Here is a 25,837-nt window from a genome sequence, read left to right as displayed (position 1 = left end):
TGCGCTGGGACCCGGAATCGCGCTGCGGGACAGCGCACCCGCAACGCGATCGAAACTTTAGATCTTGCCGACCAGATCGAGGGATGGGGCCAGCGTGGCGTCACCCGGAGTCCACTTGGCCGGGCACACTTCACCCGGGTGGTTGGCGACGTACTGGGCGGCCTGCACCTTGCGCAGCAGCTCCTTGGCGTCACGACCGATACCCAGGTCGTGGATTTCGCAGACCTTGATGACGCCCTCGGGGTTGATCACGAAGGTCCCACGCAGGGCCAGACCTTCCTCCTCGATCATCACATCGAAATTCCGGGTGAGTGTGCCGGTCGGGTCGCCGAGCATCGGATACTGAATCTTCTTGATGGTGTCGGACGCGTCGTGCCAGGCCTTGTGGGTGAAATGCGTGTCGGTGGACACCGCATAGACTTCCACGCCAATCTTCTGGAAAGAGCTGTACTCGTCAGCCAGATCACCCAGTTCCGTCGGGCAGACAAAGGTGAAATCAGCCGGATAGAAGACCACAACGGACCACTTGCCCTTCAGGTCAGCGTCGGAAACGGGGACAAACTTGCCGTTGTGAAAAGCGGTAGCCTTGAACGGTTTGATTTCGGTGTTGATCAACGACATCTTGAGCTCTCCTTTGAGTTCAGTGAATAAAAACAAGCGACGAGTGGATACTAATGAAGTCGCCAGCATTGTTCCAATTGATTCTGACAATTCCAGTCATAGTCAGAGGCTATGTTGCTGGCTGATAGCATGTGCCAGCGACCGCACTGATCACCACGACGTCCATCTCTCGCAGGGTCGGCGACCATTGGCCAGCAAGCGCTCGCGCAACCCACGTCCAATTCTATCTGGTGCGCGAAGGCTATGGCCAATTGCTTTGGGTGCGGCTCTTTTGCGCCAAGGTTTCTCGGCGATCACGCCGCCCACCTGATGTCATCGTTGCGGCTGCAGCCTTCAATTTCAAGCCGGAAAGGGTGCTATCCTGCGCAACACCCCGCGATGATTTGACATTCCATGGTCCGTTCCCACCTCGGCGAACTCATGCAACGCCACCAGCTGAAAGCCGCCGAATTGGCGCAGCGGGCGCATGTCAATCGCAGCACGGTGAGCGCATTGACGCGCGACCGGGCGACCCGTGTAGACCTCCCCGCGCTTGAGCGAATCTGCATGGTCCTCGGCTGCGGCCTGGGCGAGCTGCTGGAAATCGTCCCCGACGAGCCTCCGCAGCACGACAACGTGCCGTTGGCCGGCGCCACGTAAATGCCCATGAGCCTCAGTCGCTGGCAGGCCGTTTCCCAGTCACCGTTCGCCTGGGAGCGTGAGGCGCTGGACTGGCTGCGCAATCATCTCCCCGATCGCGAGCCCTGGCACGCCTGGACCAACTTCGAGTTCATCGACGAGGAAGGCAGGGTCAACGAGGTCGACGCGTTGATCCTCACGCCGACGGGACTCTTTCTCATCGAGATCAAGAGCCGTCCCGGCGTCGTCAGCGGCGATGCGCATACGTGGCTGTGGGTTACCGACGGTCGCGAACGCGCCTACGACAACCCGCTGATCCTCGCCAACCGCAAGGCGAAGCGGCTCGCCAGCCTGCTGCGGCGGCAGTCCTCGGTGTACAAGGCGAAAGTCCGCCTGCCCTTCGTCGAGCCGCTGATCTTCCTGTCGGCCACCAGCCTCGACTGCAAGCTCGGCGGCACGGCCCGATCGGGCACCTACCTGCGCGGGCAGCCGGGCAGCGACCGCGACCCCGGCATCATCGGTGCGCTGCACAACGGCACCGGTAGCGCCCGCGAGATCCAGCTGACCCACGTCAACCACCAGCACGCCCGCGTGCTCGCCCGGGCGATGGCCGAGGCCGGCATCCGGCCGTCGAACAAGCATCGCCGGGTCGGCGACTACCAGCTCGGCGCGCTGCTCTCCGAGGGTCCGTCGTATCACTCCTATCAGGACTGGGAAGGTACGCACACCGCGATGGACGCCGTGCGCCGGCGCGTCCGCATCTACACCGTCGCCGCCGCGGCCACCGCCGATGCCCGCAACGCGCTGGTCCGCCAGGCGCAACGCGAGTTCCAGATCCTCGAAGGCATCGACCATCCGGGCATCGTCAAGGTCAAGGACTACCAGGACAGCGAACTCGGCCCGGCCCTGATCTTCGATCACGACCCCAAGGCGATCCGACTCGACTTCCTGCTGCGCGAAATGGGCGAACCGCGGGGCCACCCGCTCAACGTCGACCAGCGCCTGCAGATCGTCCGTGACCTCGCCGAGACCCTGAAGTACGCTCACCAGAAGCGCCTCTACCACCGTGCCCTGTGCCCGCAAAACATCCTGGTTCAGGATGTTGCCGGCGCGACGCCGCGACCGCGCATCATGAACTGGCAGACGGGCATGCGCGAAGGCACGCAGGAGGGAACACACAAGCGCGACACCGGCGACCCGGCACGCCGCACGATCGGCGGCACGATGCACGTCGAGGAGTACGTTGAGGACCCCGGACTGGTCTATCTGGCGCCGGAAACCGCGCAGTCCGAAGCGCAGCACGGCCCCAGCCTCGACGTCTTCAGCCTCGGGGCGATCACCTATCACGTCTTCTCCGGCCGGCCGCCGGCAGGCTCGGTGCTCGATCTCGCCGAAAAGCTGCGCATCGGCCAGGGCCTGCGTCTGTCTGACGTGCTCGACGGCTGCGGCAAGCAATTGCAGGACCTCATCCAGTACAGCACCAACCCCGACGTGATGGGTCGCTACGGCACCATCGACGAGTTCCTGCAGGACCTCGACAGGGTCGTCGATGAACTGACGACCCCGGAACCCGAGGCCACCGTCGATCCGGCCGAGGCCAGACCCGACGAGCGCATCGAAGGTGGCTTCACGGTCATCCGCAAGATGGGACGGGGCTCATCGGCGGACGTGCTGCTGGTCAGGGAAGATGGCAGGGGCGAAGAAATGGTGCTGAAGGTCGCGCTCGACGCCGGCCTCAACGACCGCCTCACCGCCGAGGGCGAAGCGCTGTCGAAACTCCGCCATCCGAACATCGTCGAGTGGCAGCGCACGCTCACCGTCAATGGCCGCACCGCGCTGCTGATGCACAAGGCCGGCGAAAGGACCCTCGCCGACCGCATCCGCGAAGAAGCCCGCCTGTCGCTCGACCTGCTGCAACGCTTCGGCGAGGAGCTGATCCAGGCGGTCGACTACCTCGATCAACAGGGCGTCGCCCACCGCGACATCAAGCCCGACAACATCGGCATGTCGCAGGCCGGGACCCACGGCAAGCTGCAACTGGTGCTGTTCGATTTCTCGCTCACCCGCACCTCGGCCGAGAACATCGCCGCCGGCACGCACCCTTATCTCGACCCCTTCCTGTCGCTGCGCAAACCCGCGCGCTGGGATCTGCAGGCCGAACGCTTTGCCCTCGCCGTCACGCTGCACGAAATGGTCACCGGCGTCGTGCCGCGCTGGGGTGACGGCAAGACGCAGCCGTCGATGCTCGATTGCCAGGCGACGCTGGCCAGCGAGCGCTTCGACCCCCTGCTGCGCGACGGTTTCACCGCCTTCTTCGCCCGCGCGCTGAGCCGCAACCCGTTCGAGCGCTTCGACAACGCCGAGGAGATGCTGCGCGAATGGCGCCGGATCTTCGAGGCCGGCGCGACGGCAAGCCGGCAGTCGGCCGACCCCTTCGAAGCCGTCGCCCGTCTGGTCACCGCCAGCACCAACATGGCCGAACTCGGCTACAGCGTCGAAGCGCAGAACGTCCTCGAAGCGATGGCCATCCACAACGCGCGCGAGTTGCTGGCCGTCGACCGCGTCCGCTTCCGCTACCTGCGCGGCGTCGGCGACCGCATCCGCAAGGAAATCCGCCTCAAGGCCAAGGCCCTGGCCGCCATCCGGCCCGACCTCGTGCAAGGCCGGCCGACGCTGCACGAGGCCGACGACGATTCGGCAGCGGCCGGCGCGATCAGCGTCAACGAGTTGGCGGCGCAGTTGCTGCCGCGCCGGCCGGCCGGCGACGACCGTCCCGAAGAAGCCGCCCTGGCGATCTACCTCGGCCTCGAAGAGGCCGAAGGCTCGACGCCATGGACGCCGCTGGGCATCGCTGCCAAGGCGCTGGCGATCGACCGCAACGACGTGTCCGCCGCCTTGCTGAAAGCCCGTGAGCGCTGGCTGAAGACGCCGCAACTCACCGAACTGCGCAACCACTTCGAAAGCCTGCTCGCCAGCCAGGGCGGCGTGATGACCGTGCCCGAACTGGCCTCGGCGCTGCTCGCGATGCGCGGCTGCGCCTTGCAGGACGAGCCCGAACGGATGCGTCTGGCGACCGCCGTCGTCCGCGCCTGCTGCGAGGCCGAAGCCCACCTCGAACGCCTGCGCTTTCAGGAATTCGAGCATCGTCCCTTGCCGCTGATCGCCGTTTCCGCCGAGTTGGCCGAATACGCGCGGCGGCTCGGTGCGTCGGCCGACGCCTGCGCGCAGGCCGAACCCCTGCTGACGCCGCAGCGCGCACTAGAAACGCTGGAATCGGTAGTCACCCCCGAGGCCGCGCTCCCGGCGCAGCGCCTGTTACGCCTGGCCACCGCTTCCTCACGGCGCGCGGCGCTGTCCAGCCGGCAGGAAATCTATCCGCGCGGCATGGCCGCAGCGCTGGCGCTGCGCCAGTCGCTCGGCGCGCTGATGGGCGTGCGTTTCCTCCGGCTCAAGGACGTGCAGGACCGCGTCGCCGGCCGCTACCCCGAGGCGCAGCCGCTGCCGGAACGACCGCTGCTCGATATCCTGCTGAGCGACGTCGGCGCGCTGCTGGTCTGGCGCGACGACACGCCGGCCGGCCCCGGCTACGTGCCCTCGGCGCAAGCGCTCGGCCCGTCGGCCGGCAGCACCAGCCCATACGCCCGCGTCACCACGGCCATCGGAAGCGGTGTGTCAGTCGATGACACGGCCACCGACGCGGCCTCCGCCGCGGTGATCGAGGCGCAGAAGCTCGAAGATCGCCTGGCCTATGCGCACAAGGCCGGCGGCTTCCTCGTGCTCACCGCCGAACCGCGTCTCGCACACCCGGTCGAAGCCGAGCTGCTGCGCCGCTTCGGCCGCCAGCGCGTGAGCTTCGACACGCTGCTGCTCAAGGCCCTGCGCCAGCAGGCTGAAGCGTTGAAGGTCAACTGGAACGTCGTGCTGATGGCCGACGGCGCCGCGCCGACCAGCAGCGACTGGAGCCGTCTGATGCGCCTGGTGCACAAGGCGCTGCCACAAGTGAAGCAGGCGCTGCTCGAAGCGACAGCGCCGGTGCTGCTGGTCAATTCGGGCCTGATCGCCCGCTACGGCCTGATGCCGCTGATCGACGAGCTGCGCGACGAGGTCGGCCGGCCGGGCCGGCTCGGCAGTCTGTGGCTGCTGCTGCCGATGGCGGCCACCGGACTGCCGACCATCGACGACGTGCCCGTGCCGGTCATCACCTCCACCCAGTGGGCGAATGTTCCCGTCGCCTGGGCCGGGAACCTGCACCGCGCCGCGGCCTGAATGGACAAGGAAATCATTCACTCCCCATCGCCCATGGAACTCCTCCCCCTTCAAGGGGGAGGCTGGGAGGGGGATGGGGGAAATCGACGGATCACTGCCCTGCCTTGTAACCCCAGCCCGTCCGAATGCAAACGTCGCTGTCGCGACCTTCCCCCGAAGCCACCATGATCGATGCCAAAGTCCTGCTTGCCGACCTGACCCGCCTGCTCAAGCGGCTCGAAGACGACCTGCGCGAACGCGCCCTCAGCCCGGCCAGCGATGTGCCGGAACTGCGCGCCCAACTGCAGGCCGAGTGGCAGGCGGCGCGGGATGCCGGGCGCACCGCCGAGACCTTCGAATCCTGGGCCGAGCAGGCCATCACCCAGGCCGGCGTGCACTGGCTGCTGAGTTGCGTCTTCCTGCGCTTCATCGAGGACAACGGATTGGTCGAGCGGCCGTGGATCGCCGGCACGCCGCAGTCCGGTCGACTGGCCCTGGCGCGCGACCGCCATGACGCCTACTTCCGCGTGCACCCACACCAGAACGATCGCGACTATCTCTTCGAATGTTTCCGCGAGGCCGGCGCCTTGCCCGGCCTGCATACCTTCTTCGACGGCGCCCACAACCCGGTCTTTCGCTTGGGGATCAGCGGCGACGCCGCGATGGCGGTGATGCAGTTCTGGCAGGAGGTTGCCGCCGATTCCGGGGCACTGATCCGCGACTTCACCGACCCGAGCTGGAACACCCGCTTCCTCGGCGACCTGTACCAGAATCTGAGCGAGGCCACGCGCAAGCGCTATGCGCTGCTGCAGACGCCCGAGTTCGTCGAGGAGTTCATCCTCGACCGGACGCTGACGCCGGCCATCCACGAGTTCGGTTATCGCGAAGTGCGGCTGATCGATCCGACCTGCGGGTCGGGGCACTTCCTGCTCGGAGGATTTCATCGCCTGGTCGAGCAGTGGTCGAACAACGAGCCGGGACGCAATCGGCGCGACATCGCACAGCAAGCACTCGACGCGGTCGCCGGCGTCGATCTCAATCCGTTCGCCGTGGCCATCGCCCGCTTCCGCCTGCTGTTGGCAGCCTTGCAGGCCAGCGACGTGCAGCGGCTGGCCGGGGCGCCGGACTTCAGGATCCATGTCGCCATCGGTGACAGCCTGCTGCACGGCCGACGCTTCGGGCTCAGCGCCACCGAGGACATGTTCCAGGGGGCCGAGCATTTTGCGGAAACCGGGCTGGCGCATGCCTACGCCAGCGAGGATCTCGCCGAGGTGCAGCGGATTTTGGGCCGGCAGTACCACGCGGTCGTCGGCAACCCGCCCTATATCGTCGTCAGGGATGCCGCACTCAATGCGGCCTATCGCAGGCATTACGCCAGTTGCCACATGAAGTATTCGCTGGGCGCGCCATTCACCGAGCGCTTCTTCGAGCTGGCCGTCACCGGGCGAGGTTCCCAGCCGGCCGGCTTCGTCGGGCTGATCACCGCCAACTCGTTCATGAAGCGCGAGTTCGGAGCCAAGCTCATCGAGCAGGTGCTGCCGCGGCTGGATCTCACTCATGTGGTCGATACCTCGGGCGCCTACATCCCCGGGCACGGGACGCCGACGGTGATCCTGTTTGGCCGGCACCGCGCGCCGGTGGCTGAGGGCGTGCGGACGGTGATGGGGATCAAGGGCGAGCCGAGTACGCCGAATGACCCGGCGCAGGGTCTGGTGTGGTCAGCCATCCTCGTGCAGATCGACCGCGCGGGGTCGGAGTGCGAGTTCGTCAGTGTGGCCGACACCGGGCGGGCAGTTTTCGCGAAGCATCCGTGGAGCATTGGAGGTGGCGGGGCAGCCGACCTGAAGGAGGCCATTGAAACAGCCGGTGTGGCTGCTTTCGGCGGGGAGACCACAGCGATGGGCTTCTTTGGAATATCAGCCGCCGACGAAGTTATGCTGGCCGACGCAGCGAGCCTAAGGCGACGGGGGGTAGAAGCCGAACGCCTACGTCCAGTCATCTCAGGCGACGAAGTGCGTGATTGGACGGCTGCACCGCAGTTCGAAGCATTGTTTCCCTATGACACAGACGGTCTTGTCTCCATACAGGCAAGCAAAGGCGCTCATCGTTGGCTCTGGCCGGCAAAAACCTATCTTGGGGCTCGCGTTACGTTCTCGAAAAAGACTTATGTCGAGGAAGGGCGGCCCTGGTGGGAGTGGCACCAGATAGCGCTAGATCGCATCAAGACGCCATTGACGATCACCTTTGGTGAGGTCGCCACCCACAACCACTTCGTCCTCGACCGCGGCGGCAAGGTCTTCAAGCAGACGGCGCCGGTGATCAAGCTGCCTGCCGGGGCCGGCGAGGACGAACACCTGGGGCTGCTCGGACTGCTCAATTCGTCGGTGGCTTGTTTCTGGTTGAAGCAGGTGTGCTTTCCCAAGGGCGGTGATCACGTCGGGGTCGAGGGTGCTCGGGTACGCCGAACACTGTGGGACGAACGCTACGCATTCAACGCCACTAACGTCGCCGAGTTCCCCCTAACCGAAAAACGTCCGCTCGATATCTCCCAAACGCTCGACCGACTCGCCCAGGAACTCGCTGCCCTCAGCCCGGTGGCCTTGCTCAATACATCCCGCGTACCCGAAGGAGACCACGATGCCGGTCTTTAAGACCACGGCCCGCATTCAAGCCTCTGGCGAACTCGCCATCAGAGACCTGCCTTTTGCGCCGGGGACTCTGGTCGAAGTGCTGGTCATGGGTAGCGTACGCAGCGCTGCCGAGCGCGAGCAGGAATGGGCGCGCATGATGCAGGCGGTGCAGGCGCAGACGATCAGTGCCGAAGACATCGCCACTGAAATCGACCGTCCGGCGGCTATGCGTCAGGCGCTGACCGCTGTCGCGCAAGCGGGAACTTTCGCCACCGTCGATGATGTGTCTGCCTGGCAGCGCGAGTTGCGCGTTGACCGGGCGCAGCCGGGGCGCGAGGACTGAAAAACATGTTGCTCGCCCACGGCAAGTTCCTCATCCCGCGCCGCATCGTCGGCCCACTGGCCCGGATTGCCCCATGACGCTCCCCACCCGCTCCAGCCTCGACGCCGCGCGCACCCAATCCGTCCGCCTGCGCTGCCAGATGATCGCCGCCCAGGAAGAACTCGACTGGCGCTGCTACCGCCTCTACGGGCTGCTGCCCGCCGGCAGCGACGAAGCCGATTTCGAACACCCGACGCCGCCGGAAGTGGCGCTCGGCGAGCGTGCTTTCGAGATCGTGCTCGCCCGCCGCGTCGCAGCGGGCCAGGAATCGACCACCTGGTTCGAGCGCCACGCTTCGACACCGATCACCGAGATCCCCGACCACTGGCCCGAAGACTATCGCGGCGTCGTGCAGCGGCGGATCGCCCTGATCGAAAGCGACCGCAACATCGGCCTGATCGAGCGCCCCGAGTACAAGCGCCGCTGGAATTCGCCATCCTGGGAGTCTCTGGAACAGGCGGCGCTGCGCGACTGGCTACTGGCGCGGCTGGAGTCGCCGCGCTACTGGGCAGCCAGCGCCGAGCAGCTGCCGCAGATCACCAGCACCAGCCGCCTCGCCGACGCGCTGCAGCACGACGCCGAGTTCATGCACATTGCCGGGCTGTACGCCGGTCACGCCGACTTCCGCACTGCCCAGCTCGTTGCCGAACTGGTGGCGTCGGAAGCGGTTCCCTTCCTCCCGGTACTGCGCTATACCGAGACCGGCCTGCGCAAGCGCGCCCAATGGGAAGAAACCTGGGCCTTGCAGCGTCGCGAAGACGCCGGCGAGGATTTGGCCAGCAGTGTCGGCAAGATTCCCGTGCCGCCCAAGTACCAGAGCAAGGATTTTCTCAAGGCCGACTTCTGGCGCCTGCGCGGCGGCCTCGACGTCCCGAAGGAGCGCTGGATCAGCTACCCCGGTTGCGAACGCGGCGCCGACGGCAGCCTGGTCATCGCCTGGGCCGGCTGGGATCACCTGCAGCAGGCGACCGCGCTGGCGACCTGCTTCATCGACAGGAAGGAACGCGAAGGCTGGCCGCGCGAGCGCCTGCAACCTCTGCTCGCCGGCCTGCTCGAACTGGTGCCCTGGCTCAAGCAGTGGCACAACGAAATGCACCCCGATTTCGGCGCGCGCATGGGCGACTACTACGCGAGCTTCGTCAGCGAGGAGGCGCGCGCGCTGCAATTCACGCTCGATGATCTGCGCGCCTGGAAGCCGGCGGCTACGGCCGCCAGGCGCTGGCGAAAAAAGGTAGCCTGAATCCATGACAATTCGGAAACAGAAATCGACAAGCAACAGGAGCCGCCAATGACTGCATTCAACTCTCTCACCGTTGAAAACTTCGTAGCCTTCCAAAAGCGGCTGGAATGGGGCCCCCATGCATCGCTGAACGTCATCATTGGCGAAAACGACACGGGCAAGACGCACCTGCTGAAGCTGCTTTATTCGATGGCACGCGCAATCGAAGACTATGGCAGGAAGAAGGCGGGACCGGAGCCCAGGGAGCTCTCCGAACTTCTGGCGCACAAGCTGCGGTGGGCATTCTTGCCGCAGAAAATGGAGTTGGGTCGGTTGGTCACCCGAGGCAGTGGCAATCGACTAGGCGCCAATCTTTGCTGGAACACGGGCGGTCATCTGAAGTTTGCCTTTGGCAAGGACACGACGACCAAGATCGTTGAGATCGACACGAATCGCTTGTCGGACCTGGAGGGTAGCAAGGCCAGCTTCCTGCCGCCGAAGGAAATTCTGTCGATCTTCGACGCCATCGTCGCCACGAGAGAGACCGTCGAGATCGCCGCCTTCGACGATACCTACTATGACCTGGTGCAGGACTATCGGCAGCCGCCGACCTCCGGCAACCTGCAAGTCAATATCAAGAAGGCGCTGCTTCACCTCGAGAACGTGACCGGCGGGGGTGAAGTGGAGATGGAGAAGGACGGCAACATCGTCTTCCGCCGTGGCAAGGAGGTGTTCAACATGCACCAGACCGCGGAGGGCATCAAGAAGATCGGCATCCTGTCGCGGCTGATGCGCAACCGCCGTTTGACGCCCGCCGGAGGCTGCATGCTGTTTGTCGATGAGCCCGAGGTGAATTTGCACCCGAAGGCCATCGTGCTGTTCGCCGAGATGCTGCATGAATTTGCGCAATCCGGCATTCAGGTCTACCTGACGACGCACAGCTATTTCCTGCTCAAGCGGCTTGAACAACTGGCGCGCGAGAAGAATACCGATTACTCGCTGCTGGATCTGCGGAAACAGGATGGCGCGGGCGTGACCGGCACGGTGAGCAAGCTCGCCGACGGACTACCGCAGAATCCCATCGTTGAAGAATCCTTGCGGCTCTTCGATCGCGACGTACAACTCGACCTGGCGGACTGATCCCGTGGCGATTTTCAACGAATCCGGGCTGACCTTGGATCTGCCTGACGGGCTGCACTTTCGGTTTGCGGACTTGCTCGCCTACAAGTTGCTTAGTGGCCAGAACCTCAAGGAGACGGATTTCGCCTGGATTGATGGGGGAAAGCTGTTTCTTCTTGAAGTACGCAGCTATGCGCAAGTCAGCACGACCCTCACGGGTGCGGACCTCATTCCCTTGAAGGGACAAGCCGTCCCGCACCGATTTGAAGCACTGATCGACAAGCTGACGGACTCGCTGCTGATGCTGCTGGCCGCTTGGGCCGACACCGACTGCGGGAAGTCGATCAAGGCTGGCTTGCCTGCGGCCGCAAAGTCGCGCATGCCGCTGAAGCTGGTGATCGCCATCGAAATGCCGTCGACCTTGTCGGTGCACCTGAGCGGGCTACGCGACAGCCTGAACGCGCGAATGCGCGGCCGCATCGCGCTGGCGGATGTTCGCAACGTGGCCTTGATCGATTACGCCCGGCTGTTGGCCAACCCGACGTTCAGCGCCTTCGTCAAGGCGCAGGTATGAGGCAAGAAAAGTATGAATAACGTGATCGACGATATGGGCTGCGCCCAACGCGCCGAGCGCCAGTCGGCCATGCGTCAGGCGCTGGAAGCGGTCGCGCAGGCCGACGTGTTCGCCCATATCGACGATGCCGCTGACTGGCAGCGCGAGCAGCGTGCCGACCGCGCCCAACCGGGGCGCGAGGACTGACCATGTGGCTGGCTGACAGTAATATCCTGATTGGCGCTGTAGCACGCCCAGGCCATCCGTTGCAGGACTGGTTGCTGAATAACCTGCCCGGCCTTGTCGTCGATTCCCTGAGCGAAATTCCACTATGACGCCCCCGACAAAGTCGCCTGCCGTCGAACCTGGCGGACTTTTCCTGCGCCTGATTCTGGACCAACCGAGTTGTAAGAAAGCCCGACAATGACCCTGATCAGAGAACTGATTGCGATCCCGGAGCAGGTCCACCAGGGCGACTTCGTCCTCAAGCTCGCCGATGGCGTGGCGCATGCCGAAGCGACGCTGCGCGACTACGTCGTGACGCCGCAGCTCAACGCCTGCTTCAACGACGCGCTGACCTTCATCAAGCAGTCGGTCCAGGGCGGCACCAGCAAGGCCGCGTATCTGCATGGCAGTTTCGGTTCCGGCAAGAGCCACTTCATGGCCGTGCTCAACCTGCTGCTCGACAACAACGTCGCGGCGCGTTCGCTGCCCGAGCTGGCCAACGTCGTCGCTCGGCACAACGCCTGGACGCAGGACCGCAAGTTCCTGCTCGTGCCGTATCACATGATCGGCGCGCGCAGCATGGAGTCGGCGATCCTCGGCGGCTACGCCGAGTTCGTCCGCCAGCGGCATCCGGAGGCACCGATCCCGGGTTTCTATCTCTCGGAGCGCCTGTTCGAGGATGCGCTGCGCATGCGCCATCGGATCGGCGATGAGACCTTCTTCCGTGATTTGAACGAGGGTTCGGATGCCTGTGGCGGCGGCGACAGCGGCTGGGGTGAGCTGAGCGGTGGCTGGGATGCCGCGAGCTTCGAGGCCGCAATGCTGGAAGCGCCGAGCGGCGACGACCGCGTGCGCCTGGTCGGCGACCTGATCAGCCACTATTTCACAGCGATTGCCGACGTCGCCGAGAGCCGCGGCGAGGCCTTCGTGCCGCTCGACGACGGCCTCAGCATCATGAGCCGCCACGCTCACGCGCTCGGCTACGACGCGGTGATCCTGTTTCTCGACGAGTTGATCCTGTGGCTGGCCAGCCGGGCGGCCGATGTCAGTTTCGTCAGCAGCGAGGGCACCAAGCTGGTCAAGCTGGTCGAGGCCGGCAACGCCGATCGCCCGATTCCGCTGGTCAGCTTTGTCGCGCGCCAACGCGACCTGCGCGAACTGGTCGGCGAGAACCTCGCCGGCTCGCTGCAATTGCAGTTCAGCGATGTGCTGCGCCACTGGGAGGCGCGCTTCCATCGCATCACGCTGGAAGACCGCAACCTGCCGGCGATCGCTGAAAAGCGCGTGCTCCGGCCCTTGTCCGAAGCGGCCCGGCAGACGCTGGGCAACGCCTTCGACGAGTTCCAGAAGGTCAGGCCCGAGGTCTGGAACACGCTGCTGACCGAGACCGCCGACAAGGAGATGTTCCGCAAGGTCTACCCGTTCAGCCCGGCGCTGGTGCAGACCCTGATCGCCGTCTCGGCGGCCCTGCAGCGCGAGCGCACGGCCCTGAAGCTGATGCTGCAACTGCTGGTCGATCGGCGCGACGACCTGGAACTGGGCCAGATCATCCCGGTTGGCGACCTGTTCGACGTGATCGCCGATGGCGACGAGCCGTTCTCGGAGGCGATGCGCATCCACTTCGACAACGCCAAGCGGCTCTACAGGCAGAAGCTGCTGCCGCATCTGGAGCGGCAGCATGGCGTGACCTGGGAGAACATTCGGATCGGCGATGCCGACCCGGCCAGGGCACGCGCGCTGAGGAACGATGCACGGCTGATCAAGACGCTGCTGCTGAGCGCGCTGGTGCCCGAAGTCGATTCATTGAAGGCGCTGACGGCGCAGCGCCTGGCGGCGCTGAACCACGGCACGATCCGTTCGCCGATCCCCGGTCGTGAAACGCAGGACGTGCTGCGCAAGTGCAAGGAGTGGGCGGCCGACATCGGCGAGATCAAGGTCACCGATGACAGCAACTCGCTGATCTCGATCCAGGTCACCGGCGTCGACATCGAGCCGATCGTGCGCGGGCCGGCGGCCTCCAGCGACAATCCGGGCAACCGGCGCCGCCGCGTGCGCGAGATGCTGTTCGAGCAACTCGGCGTCACCGACAGCAACGACCTGTTCGCCACCTACGCGGTGCTGTGGCGCGGCACCAGGCGCGAGGTCGAGGTGCTGTTCGAGAACGTCCGCGAGATGTCGGACGAAAAGCTGCGCGGGCGCGCCGGCACCTGGACGGTGGTCATCGATTTCCCCTTCGACGACCCGCGGTTCACGCCGGCCGACGATCTGGCGCGTCTGGCCGACTATCGCGGTGACGACACGCAGACGCTGGTGTGGATGCCGTCGTTCTTCAGCGCCAAGGCGCAGCATGACCTCGGCCGCCTGGTGGTGCTGGACTACATCCTGACCGGCGAGCGCTTCAACGAACTGGCCGCGCACCTGGCGCTGGTCGATCGCGGGCCGGCGCAGGCGCTGCTGCGCAACCAGCGCGACCAGTTGCAGCAGCGGGTGCGGCAGTATCTGGAGGTGGCCTACGGCATCGCCGGCGACTCGCGTGACGCGGTGGTGAACCCGATGGCGCCCGAAGATCAGTTTCGTTCGCTGGACCAGACGCTGACGCCGTTGCCGCCGGTGGGGGCGAACCTGAAATCGGCGTTCGAGGCACTGCTCGACCAGCTTTTCAGGCACCAGTTTCCGGCGCACCCGGTCTTCGATGGGGAGGTCAGGCCTGTCTTGGTGAAAAAGGTGTGGCCGGAAGTGGAGCGCGCCATCGCTAGTGCCGACGAACGTGCGCCGGTCGGGGACCGGGTGCTGCGGCAACAGATCCGCTCGATTGCCGACCCGGTGCAGTTGGGCAGGACCGGCGAGAGCCATTTTGTGCTGCTTGACCATTGGCGTTCGCACTTCCTCCGCGAGCAGGCCAAAACGGGCGTCGTGTGCACGGTCGGCAAGCTGCGCCAGTGGATCGATCAACCGCTGGCGATGGGGCTGCCGGCGGAGGTGCAGAATCTGATCATTCTTGCCTTCGCCGGCCACACCAACCGCAGCTTCGTGCGCGGCAACGTCCCCTACCTGCCGGGCATCGACCAGATGCCGGACGACCTGGAACTGCGCGAGCAGACGCTGCCCGAAGCCGGCGACTGGGAGGTTGCGTGCAAACGTGCCGCCGCGCTCTTCGGTCTGACCATTCCAACCTCGCGCAACGCCGGTAACGTCGCCAGGCTGGTTGAAGCGGTTCAGGCCAGGGCGCGCGAGGCACGGGAGCCGATCGGCAGCCTGGTCAGGACGCTGAATGAAAAGTCGGCACTGTTTCCGGCCGCCGGCGACAACCATCGCCTGCAAACGGCACGATCCGCACTGGCCTTGCTCGCCGGGCTGTTGAGTGCCGAAGGCACGGCGGTCGTCACGACGCTTGCCGGCGCAGCGATCGAGACCTCCGAGGTGGCGATGCGCCAGACCCTGGCCAAGGCACGCGAACTCGATGAAGCGGTTCGCACCGGTGCCTGGGACATTTTCGAGGCGATGCAGGCGCTCACCGACGAGCGGCAAGCCGCGGCGCGGGCGATCGTCGCCAGGGTGTGCGAGACACTGGCCGCCGACGAGCATGCGATCGGGCTGCAGGCGGCACTCGCTGAGCAGCGCAGCAAGGCCGTGCGCTTGCTGACCGTGGCGCCACCACCCGTTGTGTTGCCACCCGCTGCGCCGCCTGGCGCTGGCCCGACTACGCTGCCGCCGACTGCGCCGACGCCGGTGACGGTGCCGACACCGGTGCCGCCCGGCCGGCCGGCGCCCAGGCCGCCGGTGATCGTGCAGGAGTCCGCAGCGGCTGACCTCGAAAGCACACAGGCACTGGCGCTGCTCGACGACCTGCACGCTCGACTCGACCAGGACAAGGACCTGCGGCTCTCGATCTCATGGCGGCTCGAAAAGCCGGGGAGCAGCAAATGACCGGTTCTGCCAGGCCGCTGTCGTTGTCGCAGATCGAGGCGCAGGTGCTCGCGGTGCTGGATCGCGCCAGCGACGCCAGGGTCATCGCCATTCAGGCCAGGACCCAGGCGGCATGGCCGGACACCATCAACCTGTCGGGCCGGCCGTTCCGGCTGCGCTGGTGCGCAAGCCCCTTGATGGCCCGCGAAGCGCTGTCGGCGCTGGAGGATGTGCCTGACGACCAGGCCAGTCCGGGGCTGATCCTGCTGACGCCGCTGTCGGCACGCGATCTGGGTGGCGACGTCGTGGCGCGGCTGGCGCGGGCGCAGGTCTTTCAGCCCGACGCCTGGGGCATGGTGCAGCAACTCTTCACGGCCCGCGAAATCGATGCGCGCCTCGGCCGCTTCCGCTGGATGGCCCATCTGCTCGTCGAGCGGGCCAGCATGGGCGCCTATCCGCCCGTGCCCAACGGCTTCCTCGACATGGACACGGCATGGCACCACATCCTCGGCCGCTGCCTGAGCCTGGATGCCTCGAAGCCGGATGCGGCGATGCTCCTGAACTGGTCACTGGGTGCCGATTCGGCCGGACATTTCGACGATCTGTCCGAGCAAGCCAAGCCGCAGATCGCCGCCTGGCTGGGCGAGTCGGCCGGGGCGGTAGGCTCGCTCGTCATGCGCTGCGTGACTGCCGGCAACACGCAGGATGCCGTCCCGCTCGGACTGGTGTGCGGCGTGGTCTTGTCGGCCCGGGGCGAAGGCGTGCATGAGCTTGCCGCCGCCGCGATCCGTCTCGAACGCTTCATGGGCGACAAGCGCATCGGCATCGCCGAGGGGCGCTTGTGGGCAGCCGACGCAGCGAAGTGTCTGCAGGCCTTGACGCCGGCTCTGCGACACGCGGTGGTCGAGCGCGCCGAGTGGCTGCTGCGCGAACTTCATGTCGATGCTTATGCGCATCTGAGCGATGTCCTTCCGCTCGGCCTTGAGCAACGGCTCGGGTTCTTCGCCGACGCGCTCAAGGCCTTCATCGCCGAGCCATCGACTGCGCAGATTCAAGCCATCGAACGGGCGGCCGATGCGGTGGTGCGCCATGCGCATGCCGACCCGGCCAGCACGCGCATGCTGCGGGTGAAGATGGCGGTTCGCCTGTGTCGATGGATGATGGCCGATCGGCCAGCGAACAAGGGCCGAGGCGGCCGCGCGGCAACAACGTTCGTTGACCTCGCGCAGGGGTATGCCCGCGAAGGCGCCTTCGTCGATTGGGCGCGTTTCAAACTGATCGGCGGCGACGACTTGCCGGGCCTGTCTGCGGCCTTCGTCGCCCTGCGCGACGCGGCACGCAAGGAGGCCGAGGCCTTTAACCAGACCTTCGCCCAGGCCTTGCAGGTGTGGAACCGCGAGCCGCGGGCTGCAGCCGCCTGCATGCCGGTCGAGGCGATCATCGAACGCGTGCTCGCCCCGCTGGCACAGCAGACGCCGGTGTTGTTGCTGGTCGCGGACGGCCTGAGTTACAGCATTTTCCGGGAGCTCTGCGAAGACCTGGAGGCCCTGGGCTGGGACGAGAAGGTCGCCGGGCCGACGCCGACCCTTGCGGTTGGCGTCGCAGCGCTGCCGACGATCACCGAAGTCAGCCGCGCCAGCCTCCTCTCGGGCCGCCTGATGATCGGCGCAGCAGCGCAGGAGAAGACCGCTTTTGCCACGCATCCGGCGCTGGTGGCGGCATCGCGCGCCGGGACGGCGCCGGTGGTCTTCCACAAGGGGGAGCTCGCCGACGCCGAGGGCCTGTCATCGACCGTTCGCGATGCCATCGCTTCAACGCAGCAGCAGGTAGTGGCCGTGGTCTACAACGCCGTCGACGACCATCTGAGCGGCTCGAATCAGATTCAGGTGCGCTGGTCGATCGACGATCTGCGGCTGCTCGGCCCCTTGCTCAGCGAGGCGCGTCGCGCGCGCCGGGTGGTGATCGTCACCGCCGACCATGGCCATGTCATCGACGACGGCACGGTGCAGCGCGGTCAGGGCGATGGCGATCGCTGGCGCTTGCCGTCGGGCACGCCGGACGCCGGCGAACTCCTTTTCGAGGGGGGTCGAGTGAAGACGCCTGCCGGCAACGCGGTGGTTTGCGCGTGCTCCGAGCGCGTGCGCCACGGGGCGAAGAAGAACGGCTATCACGGAGGCGTATCGGCGCAGGAGGTCGTGGTGCCGCTGAGCGTCTTCACGCCGCGCAACAGGGTGTTGAAGGGTTGGCAGATGGCCCCGGCGCCGCAGCCCGACTGGTGGGCGCCGCTGGAGTTTGCGTTGCCGGCAGCCGCCGCTGACACGCCGTCGCTCGCCAGGAAGGCAGCGAAGCCGGGACTGCTAGCCGTCCCGCAGCCTGACCTGTTCGGCGGGGCATTGCCGGTCGTGGCGCCCGAGCCCGAAGTGCACTGGATCGCCGCGCTGCAGGCGACGCCTGTGTATGTGGCACAGAAGGCACTGGCGGCGCGGGTGGCACCGGCGGACGACGAGGTGCGGTGCCTGCTGGAGGCACTGGCGGCACGTGGCGGAAAGCTTTCGAAAGCTGCCCTCGCGCAGCGACTCGGCATGCCCGCGATGCGCATCAGCGGCTTCGTCAACGCCGCGAAGCGCGTGCTCAATGTCGACCAGGCGGCGGTGCTGTCGCTCGACGAGACCGCGGCTACGGTGGAATTGAACCGGGAATTGCTGGTACGGCAGTTTCGGGTGACGGTGCGATGAGGGGTGGAGCGCGCCGAAGCCGAGGCGCCCTAACTCTTCACCTCGCTGGAATGGCAAGTTGCTTTTTTGTTTTTTCCTTACGATAATTACAAGGGTAAGGAATTTAACGAGGAGCCGGCCATGACTACAGAAGCCACTTTGACCTGCAAGGGGCAAACGACCATTCCCAAGGAGATTAGGGACAGCCTTCGGATGAAAGCGGGAGATCGCATGACCTTTACGCTGATGCCGGACGGCACCGTGGTAATGAGGGTGAAGAGCAAGCGCTTTAACGACCTGGCGGGAATGCTGTACCAGGAAGGTCGGGCGGCTGTTCCCATCGAGCAGTTATCGATCTGATGCTCGGGATCGACACCAACGTTCTTGTGCGCTTCCTCGTTCGAGACGACGCCCAGCAGTTCGAGATCGTGCACCAGATTGTTGAACGAGAAGTGCTGGCGAGCCGCCGCGTTTTCGTGAGCCAGCTCGTTCTCCAGGAAATGGAATGGGTGTTGCGCAGCCGGTATGGCTTTTCCAAGCCCCAGATCCAGGGGGTTGTTTCCGGCTTGCTGGACTCCATGGATTTCGAGCTGGAAGATGAGGCTGCCGTTGAGCAGGCGTTTTTCGTCTGGAAAGAGCATTCCGCTGGGTTCTCGGATTGCTTGATCGGCGCCAGGAATCGGAGGATGGGGTGCACTACGACGGCAACTTTCGATGTGAAGGCATCCAGACTACCCTGGTTTGTCGAGGCAGGCTCGGTTTAGCGCATTCTTGTCATTTTTGACGGCTGTTCTGGGCCATCATCCGTCATTGTGGACTTGCCTGGAAGTGGCCGCTACTTGGCGCAGTCCAGACGGTCAGTGTCAAGTGCACCCGCTCCAGATGCGGTGCAATGGGTGGGCATGAATAGGCTCCTCATCGCTCTCTCGTCAGGCGATGACCGGCACAATATGTACCGGCACGTACTTGTGGAAGGGCGTACGTGTCAACGGGTCGCAATGAGCGGCTGCCGTCAGCCGGTTGATCTGCGGGCCGACCGGCTCGCTTCCGCGGTAGCGCTGACCGTAGCCATGTGGCAGGGTTGCCGTGCCACGCCGCAGATTGTCGTCAAGCTCGACGACGACCTGAAGCTCCCCGGTCGCCGACCGGCAGTGGGCCCTGGCGCCTTCGATCAGACCGAGTTCTTGCGCATCGGCGGGATGCAGGCGCATAGCGCCTTTGCGATCCACCTTGCGCCAGATCGGATCGCGGAAGATCTGGTTGGCGTTATAGCTGCGGCGCTCTCCGGCCATCAGTATGAAGGGGAAGCCAGCCCCGGGAACGGTTTCAGAACCAAGCGCTCTCAGTTCGGTCAGCATTTCGGGGATCGCCAGATGAATGCGTCGATCCTTGTGGTGAATCAACGACCAAGTGTCGTCGAAGGTATGGATGCTCATCAGTGTGCCAGCCCGCCGTTCGATGATGGCACGGAACAGCGCCGCACCTAGGGTCAGGCGATTACCGCGATGTCCGGCTCGCCGCACAGCGACGGTGTGACGCTTGGCGTAGACCGCCGTAAGGCCGAGCAGCGGTGCGGCCATCGCCGCGCCTTCAGGCAGGGTCTGGCCCAAAGTGCGATACATGATCGACGCGGCATATGGCCGCCAGCGCGGTTTCCACGCCAACGTAGCGGCGAAGGCACCGAGAAACAACGCATGTCCCGTGATCTGCGGCTCCCACCCTGCAACCCGTTCGAGCAGCGGGAAACGTAAGGGAATCTCCCCCATCTTTTCCAGCAGCCGGGTGTAGATTTCGGCTTCGGGCAGGCTCTCTCCGAGCGGCGGAAACAAGCCATGACGCAGGTGGAAGGCGTTTTCGGGGAACTCAAGGTTGAAACCAGTCGCTTCCCACTTCTCGAACTGTGAGGCGGCCGGCAGAACATAGTGAGCCATGCGTGCGGTTTCGGTCATCGCCACATCGACCACCACCAGCAGTTCGAGCTTGCCGAAGGAGCACTCATAGGCCGCCGTATCGGCCGCCGTCAGTACCGGATTCGAGCTATCCACAAACAGCGCTCGAATCCGATCCTCGCCCGCATGCGCGATCTCATCGGGCAGGATGTTGGGCGGGTAGAGACCCGAAATCGGAAACATCTTGTGGTGGGCGGTGCGGGGATATTTTGGGTTGCTTTCGTCGCTGTGGCCGATCAGGGGCAGCAGGAAGGTATGCAGGTTGTTGCCGCCGCGCTTGCCGAAGTTACCGGTGACCAGATAGAGCAGCTTTTCAAGGTAGCTGTTGAGCGTGGAATGCAGCGTTTGCTGTATTCCCAGGTCGATGCGCACGCAGGCGGCTCTGGCGGTGGCAAAACCGCGTGCCACTCGCTCCACATCGGCTAACGGCAGTTCGGTGCGTTGCACATAATCGGCGATGGGTACGGCCAGCAGTTCCTGTTCCAGTTGGTCAAATCCCTTGCAGTGCTGTGAGAGGAAGTCGCGGTCATGCAGGCCCTCGCGGACGATGAGGCTCAGCATCGCCAGCATCAGAAAGGCATCGGTGCCGGGCTTGATCTGCAGGTGGATATCAGCCTGCTTCGCGGTTTCGGAACGGCGCGGATCGACCACCACCGTGGTACGAGAGGGATCCTTTTGCAGTTCGCGCAGGGTGTCGCGCGCATTGGGGATGCCATGTGCCTGGTAGGGGTTGGTGCCAATGAAAAGCACGTAGTCCGCGTGCTCCACGTCTTCGGTGGTATGGCAGGTCTGATGGCCGAACAGGCGGCCATTGACCCAGAAATCCCCGGTCTTTTCCTGCGCCAGGGAAGTATAGACAAAGCGGCTCTTCATCGCCTTGTGCAGTTGCTGGCTGTACATGCCACCCAGGTGGTTGCCCTGGCCACCGCCGCCATAGAACGCGAAGGCTCGCCCGCCATGTTTGTCGCGGACCGCGATCAAACGGCGAGCTATATCGCTTAGTGCCTCGTCCCAACTGACACGCACGAAACTGCCATCGGCCTGACGCTTCAAGGGGTGCGTTAGCCGATCCTCATGGTTTTGATAGTGTTCCAGGCGAGCGGCTTTCTGGCAGATGTAGCCCTTCGACACCGGGTGCTCGTCGTCGCCACGAACACGGGTGAACTTGCCATTTTCAATGGTTACCGTAAGTCCGCAATTGCGCGAACAGAGGATGCAGGCAGCTTTCTCGGTGGTCATGGACTTCTCCGGAGCAAGGCGTATCGATCATGTGCCCACGCTCCCGCAGGCACGAGTCAATTACATAACGCTCGTTAGATTAACGGTCGTTATGTAACAATGCAAGCGAATTGTGAGTGGATTCTTGAGGATCGATCTATGCGCTACAGCCGCGAACACAAGGAAAACACCCGCGCACGCTTGCTCGATGTGGGCGGAGCCCTAGCCAAGAAGGATGGATTTGGCAGCACCGGCGTTGACAGCCTGATGGCAAGCGTTGGCCTCACCTCAGGCGCGTTTTATTCTCACTTCCGTTCCAAAGCGGAACTGCTCGAAGCCATCGTCGAAAACGAACTGACCCGCTCGGTCAATCGCTTCGCGAACAAAACTGACCAGCAGGTGATCGCTTCACTCGCATCCTACTTAAGCATCAGTCATATCGACAATCCCGCCGAGGGCTGTGCGGTGACCTCCTTGAGCGCAGAAGTAGCCCGCTCCAACACCGAAACCAAACAAACATTTGAGCGCATGATGCTGCAACTGAAGTCCGTGGTTCAGTCGCACACTGCCGACGAAAGTGCTGCCTGGGCAACGATTGCCGAGGTGGCAGGGGCGGTGATGATCGCTCGAGCCATGGCGACGGAGGAGTCGCGCAAGTCCCTGTTGGCGGCGGTGATGCGACACACGAGAGAAATGGTAGTCGCCGAAAGGTAAGAAACCGTCTTGGGGTCAGATCTAACATACAAACGCTGTCCTTCAGCACACCTCTCGGGTCTGGTAATCACGTATCCTTGCGCACGGCTTCGATGTGGCGCGGCAAGCTCGCGGTCTTTCCTTTTGCCTTACCGTGGGAAAGCCGGGGCCAAGCGCGCGAGTCTCGGTCACCGGGGTCTCCTCTCTTGTTTTCCCGGTCGCATGGTGGCACCATCGGGGATCGTTGAATGAACCTCCGCTCCGTTTGTGCGCCCTGAGAAGGCGTGGCGTGTGCCGACCATCAGCATGTTTTCGGCATTCTCGTGTCCATGTACGCGTTTGATATCGCGAAGCACCACGCGCCACATATTCACGTGCGCTACAACGAATACAGGATTGTCCTCGGTATCCCGGACGGGGAGGTGCTCGAAGGGGGCTTGCCGTCTCGCCAGATGAAGCTCGTGCAGGCCTGGATTGAAATTCACCGGGGCGAACTCATGGCGGACTGGACACTCGCTGCCAGCGGTCAGACGCCGTACAAGATTGATCCACTGCGTTGAGGGGATTGCGATGACGCCTGACGTGGTTAGTGTCACCCCGCTGCGCGAATACCAGCTCGAAGCGGTCTTCGCCAACGGCGAAATACGCGTGCTCGACATGCGGCCCTACCTTGGGTATCCGGCATTTGCTCCGCTGGCCGAGGGCGGACTGTTCATGAAGGCTCATGTGGTCCTGGGGACGGTCGCCTGGACCGATGAAATCGACATCTCGCCCGATACCCTGTACTTGTGCGGGCGTCTGCTTCCAGATCAGAACACGCACAGGGCGCATGGCGAGATCAAGGATGGGAAATCGAACGGCACCATGGAGAGTATATGAGCCCCCACCAAGCGGCGTCAGTCTCGATTTCTGCTGCATGAGGCCCTGAAAAGTCAAAAAGTCATCCGACTCCCGCCCCGCTCAGTGCCACGACGACCGGTGATGACCGCTCGTCTTGGTTCGGTCTGGAGCTTTGCGCTATTGCACCCACCAGGCAATGCGCTGCTCGAATTCCTGCGTTCCTACTCAGGCGGAGATTGAGCCTGGTGATCGTCCTCGCCCGTGTTGGCGCCCTGCATTTCCCAAAGCAGCATGAGGGATTACAAATGATCAGTCCGCAGCGCAGAGCCGAGGTCATCGACGCCTTGAGACGTGGCACGGTGCCGAAGGCGGGCCTGGATGTGCTGGCCGTGGGTTATGGCCGGCTGCAGGGAACGCTCGATGAAGAACTGGATGCCGTGGTGTCCGGCCGCGGTACCTTCAAGGCGATCCGCGGCGAATACGGATCGTCACTTCGGGTCACTTCTTGGGGTCAGATCTAACATTCATACGCTGTCCTTCAGCACACCTCTGGGGTCTGGTAATCACGTATCCTTGCGCACGGCTTCGATGTGGCGCGGCAAGCTCGTGGTCTTTCCTTTTGCCCTACCGTGGGAACGCCGGGGCCAAGCGCGCGAGTCTCGGTCACCGGGGTCACCTCTCTTGTTTTCCCGGTCGCATGGCGGCACCATCGGGGATCCGGGGATCATTCAATGAACCCCCGCGCCGTTTGTGCGCCCTGAGAAGGAGTGGCGTGTGCCGACCATCCGCATGTTTTACGGCATTCTCGTGTCCATGTACGCGCTTGATATCGCGAAGCACCACGCGCCACATATGCGTCAGTGGCTTCATCAACGCGGCCAAGCGCGTGCTCAATGTCGATCAAGCGGCGGTGCTGGTGCTGGACGAGACGGCTGGGACGGTCGAGCTGAACCGGGAATTGCTGGCGCGGCAGTTTCGGGTGACGGTGCGATGAGGCGTGTGCCGCTAATTCACTGCAACACAGAGAGACCCTGCATGGCTGATCTGCGCGCGTACTGATCTCTCTCTTGCAAGAATCGCCTTGCCAGCCGGGCATTGTCCAGCGCATCTTATTAGCCAAATCGCGACAATAGTACTGGTTAGATAGCCGTTAAGCGACATTTGTCTGAGACCTCTTGCGCTCTTTAGCCCGTTCCCGACAGAGCGTCCATTTCTATTAATTAGTTAATTGGCGACAGAATTGCCACATAATTAGTATATGTACGACAAGCAAGAGGGGCTGTGATGGCCGCGCTAGCGGAAAAACGACAAGCTATCGCCCTCAATGAGGTGCTGATCCCTGCCGACGCGGCCGAGCAGCGCCGACTGCAGCGGCAGGCCAAGGCCGGCGAGATTGCCCGGATTGCCACGGGGGTCTATGTCCGGGCGACGGACCCGGAGGGGCAGGCTCTGATCGTCCGCCGGAACTGGCAGATGATCCTCGGCTACCTATTCCCCGGCGCCATCGTCTCGCACCTGAGCGCCGTAGTCGGGGGGATCACGCCATCTGGAGAGATCACCCTCACGCATCCCACGCGCTACAACACCTCGGTGAAGCTCCCCGGGCTCATTACCGTGCTTCTGAAAGGGCCGCAGAACCTGCCGGGCGACCTGCGCCTCGGTAACAGCGGCCTGTATTGGTCGTCGCGTCCGCGCGGGCTCCTTGAAAATCTCGGGCGCTCCCGCACCGACCGGCCCCGTACCGGCGGCAAGGCAGTTGTGGAGGAGCGTCTGGTCGACATTCTCAACGCGAGCGGCGAGGAAACCCTCAACCGCGTGCGCGACGAAGCTCGACAGCTGGCGCCCGTCCTCGGCGCCGAGAAGGCGTTCGATACTTTGAACGCCATGGTCGGCGCCCTCCTCGGCACCTATGCAAAAGGGGCGCTGACGACCAAGGCCGGTGTCTTGGTGGCCGGCGGTACGCCGGTGGATGCCGAGCGCCTCAACCGCTTCCGGATCTTCGCCGACTACCTGCGGATAACGCCGATCCCCGACTTCCCCGACGTCGCGGGCCAAGACCCGGCCAAGACCCATTTCGCGTTCCTGGAGAGCTACTTCTCAAACTATGTGGAAGGCACGCGCTTCTCTATCGAAGAAGCCGAAGGCATCGCGCTGCATAACCAGATCGTTCCCAACAGGCCCAAGGATAGCCACGACATTCTTGGCGTTTTCCAGCTCATCCTGCACCCACACTTCCGAAGCAGCCCTCCGGCCCCCGGCGAGATACTGGAGGGCCTGCGCAAGCGGCACTGGATCATGCTCGAGCGCCGACCGGAAGCCACGCCTGGCGAGTTCAAGACCGAATCCAATTACGCCGGCACGACACAGTTCGTTGACCCAGGATTCGTTCGTGGCACCCTCCTCGAAGGCGTGCATCTGGCCTTGAGCATCCCCGAAGGTTTGGGCCGGGCCATTTTCTATGCCTTCCTGGTGTCGGAGACGCACCCCTTCAACGATGGCAACGGCCGCTTGTCCCGGCTTTTGATGAATGCAGAGCTGTCCCGATGCGCGCGCTGCCGCATCATCATTCCAACCATTTTCCACGAGCAGTACGTTGATGCCCAGCGGGCGCTCACCCGGCGCAACGACCCCGAGCCGTTCGTTCGGGCCCTGTGCCGCATCGCAAAGTGGGGTACGTTGTTCGACTACCGTGATCTGAAGCAGGTGGTGGCGGTCATGCAGACAGCCAACGCATTCGAAGAGGACCCGAGGGAGTTCAAGCTACTCGACCCCTCTGGCGCCGTGTTCGCCTGACAATGGCATTGACTGCTCGCGACATGGATCAAGAAGGTGTCCGTGCCGAAGTGGTCATCGACGATACAACCCGCGTTTGGACCAATCTCGGTGGCGCGTTTTTGCCGGTTCG

At 64.2% G+C, this 25,837-nt stretch carries 19 protein-coding genes and 1 pseudogene; 18 read left to right on the top strand and 2 right to left on the bottom strand.

Annotation, left to right across the window (positions count from 1 at the left end; translation table 11 throughout):
• Positions 1–57 precede the first annotated feature (57 nt).
• Complete coding sequence (ahpC, locus tag AC15MQ_RS07505; RefSeq protein WP_287663928.1) at positions 58–621, bottom strand: alkyl hydroperoxide reductase subunit C; 564 nt, start codon at positions 619–621, stop codon at positions 58–60.
• A gap of 393 nt (positions 622–1,014) precedes the next feature.
• Between ahpC and AC15MQ_RS07500 the strand changes: the two genes are divergently transcribed.
• The 12 genes from AC15MQ_RS07500 (at position 1,015) to AC15MQ_RS07445 (ending at position 18,996) form a co-directional block, all read left to right on the top strand.
• Positions 1,015–1,260: a helix-turn-helix domain-containing protein gene (locus AC15MQ_RS07500; RefSeq protein ID WP_483079781.1), complete on the top strand. Its 246-nt coding sequence runs from the start codon at positions 1,015–1,017 to the stop codon at positions 1,258–1,260.
• Complete coding sequence (gene pglW / locus AC15MQ_RS07495) at positions 1,261–5,505, top strand: BREX system serine/threonine kinase PglW (protein WP_483079780.1); 4,245 nt, start codon at positions 1,261–1,263, stop codon at positions 5,503–5,505. It begins immediately after the preceding gene.
• Between the two features lie 164 nt (positions 5,506–5,669).
• Positions 5,670–8,135, top strand: coding sequence for a BREX-2 system adenine-specific DNA-methyltransferase PglX (gene pglX / locus AC15MQ_RS07490; RefSeq protein WP_483079779.1), 2,466 nt, complete (start codon positions 5,670–5,672; stop codon positions 8,133–8,135).
• The gene (locus AC15MQ_RS07485; protein ID WP_483079778.1) at positions 8,122–8,457 is read left to right on the top strand and encodes a hypothetical protein; all 336 of its coding nucleotides are present in this window, start codon (positions 8,122–8,124) and stop codon (positions 8,455–8,457) included. Before pglX (AC15MQ_RS07490) ends, AC15MQ_RS07485 begins: the two co-directional genes overlap by 14 nt.
• 73 nt (positions 8,458–8,530) lie before the next feature.
• Entirely contained in the window at positions 8,531–9,736 is a 1,206-nt protein-coding gene (pglX, locus tag AC15MQ_RS07480) for a BREX-2 system adenine-specific DNA-methyltransferase PglX (RefSeq protein ID WP_483079777.1), read from the top strand.
• A gap of 48 nt (positions 9,737–9,784) precedes the next feature.
• On the top strand, positions 9,785–10,855 hold the full coding sequence (locus AC15MQ_RS07475) for an AAA family ATPase (protein WP_483079776.1): 1,071 nt from the start codon (positions 9,785–9,787) through the stop codon (positions 10,853–10,855).
• 4 nt (positions 10,856–10,859) lie between these two features.
• On the top strand, positions 10,860–11,408 hold the full coding sequence (locus AC15MQ_RS07470) for a hypothetical protein (RefSeq protein ID WP_483079775.1): 549 nt from the start codon (positions 10,860–10,862) through the stop codon (positions 11,406–11,408).
• Between the two features lie 12 nt (positions 11,409–11,420).
• Positions 11,421–11,594 (top strand): hypothetical protein, encoded by a 174-nt coding sequence (locus tag AC15MQ_RS07465; RefSeq protein ID WP_483079774.1) that lies wholly within the window; start codon positions 11,421–11,423, stop codon positions 11,592–11,594.
• 216 nt (positions 11,595–11,810) lie between these two features.
• Positions 11,811–15,539, top strand: coding sequence for a DUF6079 family protein (locus AC15MQ_RS07460; RefSeq protein WP_483079773.1), 3,729 nt, complete (start codon positions 11,811–11,813; stop codon positions 15,537–15,539).
• Complete coding sequence (gene pglZ / locus AC15MQ_RS07455) at positions 15,536–18,253, top strand: BREX-2 system phosphatase PglZ (protein WP_483079772.1); 2,718 nt, start codon at positions 15,536–15,538, stop codon at positions 18,251–18,253. The genes AC15MQ_RS07460 and pglZ overlap by 4 nt, the downstream gene beginning before the upstream one ends.
• 120 nt (positions 18,254–18,373) lie before the next feature.
• Positions 18,374–18,592, top strand: a complete 219-nt coding sequence (locus AC15MQ_RS07450; protein ID WP_483079771.1) for an AbrB/MazE/SpoVT family DNA-binding domain-containing protein — start codon at positions 18,374–18,376, stop codon at positions 18,590–18,592.
• A complete protein-coding gene (locus AC15MQ_RS07445; protein ID WP_483079770.1) occupies positions 18,592–18,996 on the top strand; it encodes a PIN domain-containing protein in 405 nt (134 codons plus the stop codon). The genes AC15MQ_RS07450 and AC15MQ_RS07445 overlap by 1 nt, the downstream gene beginning before the upstream one ends.
• 165 nt (positions 18,997–19,161) lie before the next feature.
• Here AC15MQ_RS07445 and AC15MQ_RS07440 read toward each other — a convergent pair whose 3' ends face one another.
• The gene (locus AC15MQ_RS07440; protein ID WP_483079769.1) at positions 19,162–21,420 is read right to left on the bottom strand and encodes a molybdopterin-dependent oxidoreductase; all 2,259 of its coding nucleotides are present in this window, start codon (positions 21,418–21,420) and stop codon (positions 19,162–19,164) included.
• Positions 21,421–21,558: 138 nt separating this feature from the next.
• On the opposite strand from AC15MQ_RS07440, the gene AC15MQ_RS07435 reads away from it, so the two are divergent.
• The 6 genes and pseudogenes from AC15MQ_RS07435 (at position 21,559) to AC15MQ_RS07410 (ending at position 25,725) form a co-directional block, all read left to right on the top strand.
• A complete protein-coding gene (locus AC15MQ_RS07435; RefSeq protein WP_483079768.1) occupies positions 21,559–22,113 on the top strand; it encodes a TetR/AcrR family transcriptional regulator in 555 nt (184 codons plus the stop codon).
• Between the two features lie 263 nt (positions 22,114–22,376).
• Entirely contained in the window at positions 22,377–22,652 is a 276-nt protein-coding gene (locus tag AC15MQ_RS07430) for a DUF4160 domain-containing protein (protein WP_483079767.1), read from the top strand.
• Positions 22,653–22,662: 10 nt separating this feature from the next.
• Positions 22,663–22,971: a DUF2442 domain-containing protein gene (locus tag AC15MQ_RS07425; RefSeq protein WP_287652209.1), complete on the top strand. Its 309-nt coding sequence runs from the start codon at positions 22,663–22,665 to the stop codon at positions 22,969–22,971.
• Positions 22,972–23,237: 266 nt separating this feature from the next.
• Positions 23,238–23,420, top strand: a pseudogene (locus tag AC15MQ_RS07420) (BREX system ATP-binding domain-containing protein); the annotation flags it as partial.
• Positions 23,421–23,629: 209 nt separating this feature from the next.
• Positions 23,630–23,926 carry a hypothetical protein gene (locus AC15MQ_RS07415; RefSeq protein WP_483079766.1) on the top strand — a complete coding sequence of 99 codons (297 nt, stop codon included), beginning with the start codon at positions 23,630–23,632 and terminating at the stop codon, positions 23,924–23,926.
• Positions 23,927–24,216: 290 nt separating this feature from the next.
• Positions 24,217–25,725 carry a Fic family protein gene (locus AC15MQ_RS07410; protein ID WP_483079765.1) on the top strand — a complete coding sequence of 503 codons (1,509 nt, stop codon included), beginning with the start codon at positions 24,217–24,219 and terminating at the stop codon, positions 25,723–25,725.
• Positions 25,726–25,837 lie beyond the last annotated feature (112 nt).

This window comes from Candidatus Accumulibacter propinquus, assembly GCF_056856495.1.
Note: the sequence above shows the minus strand (reverse complement) of the source record. Positions and strands in the feature narration are given on the sequence as shown.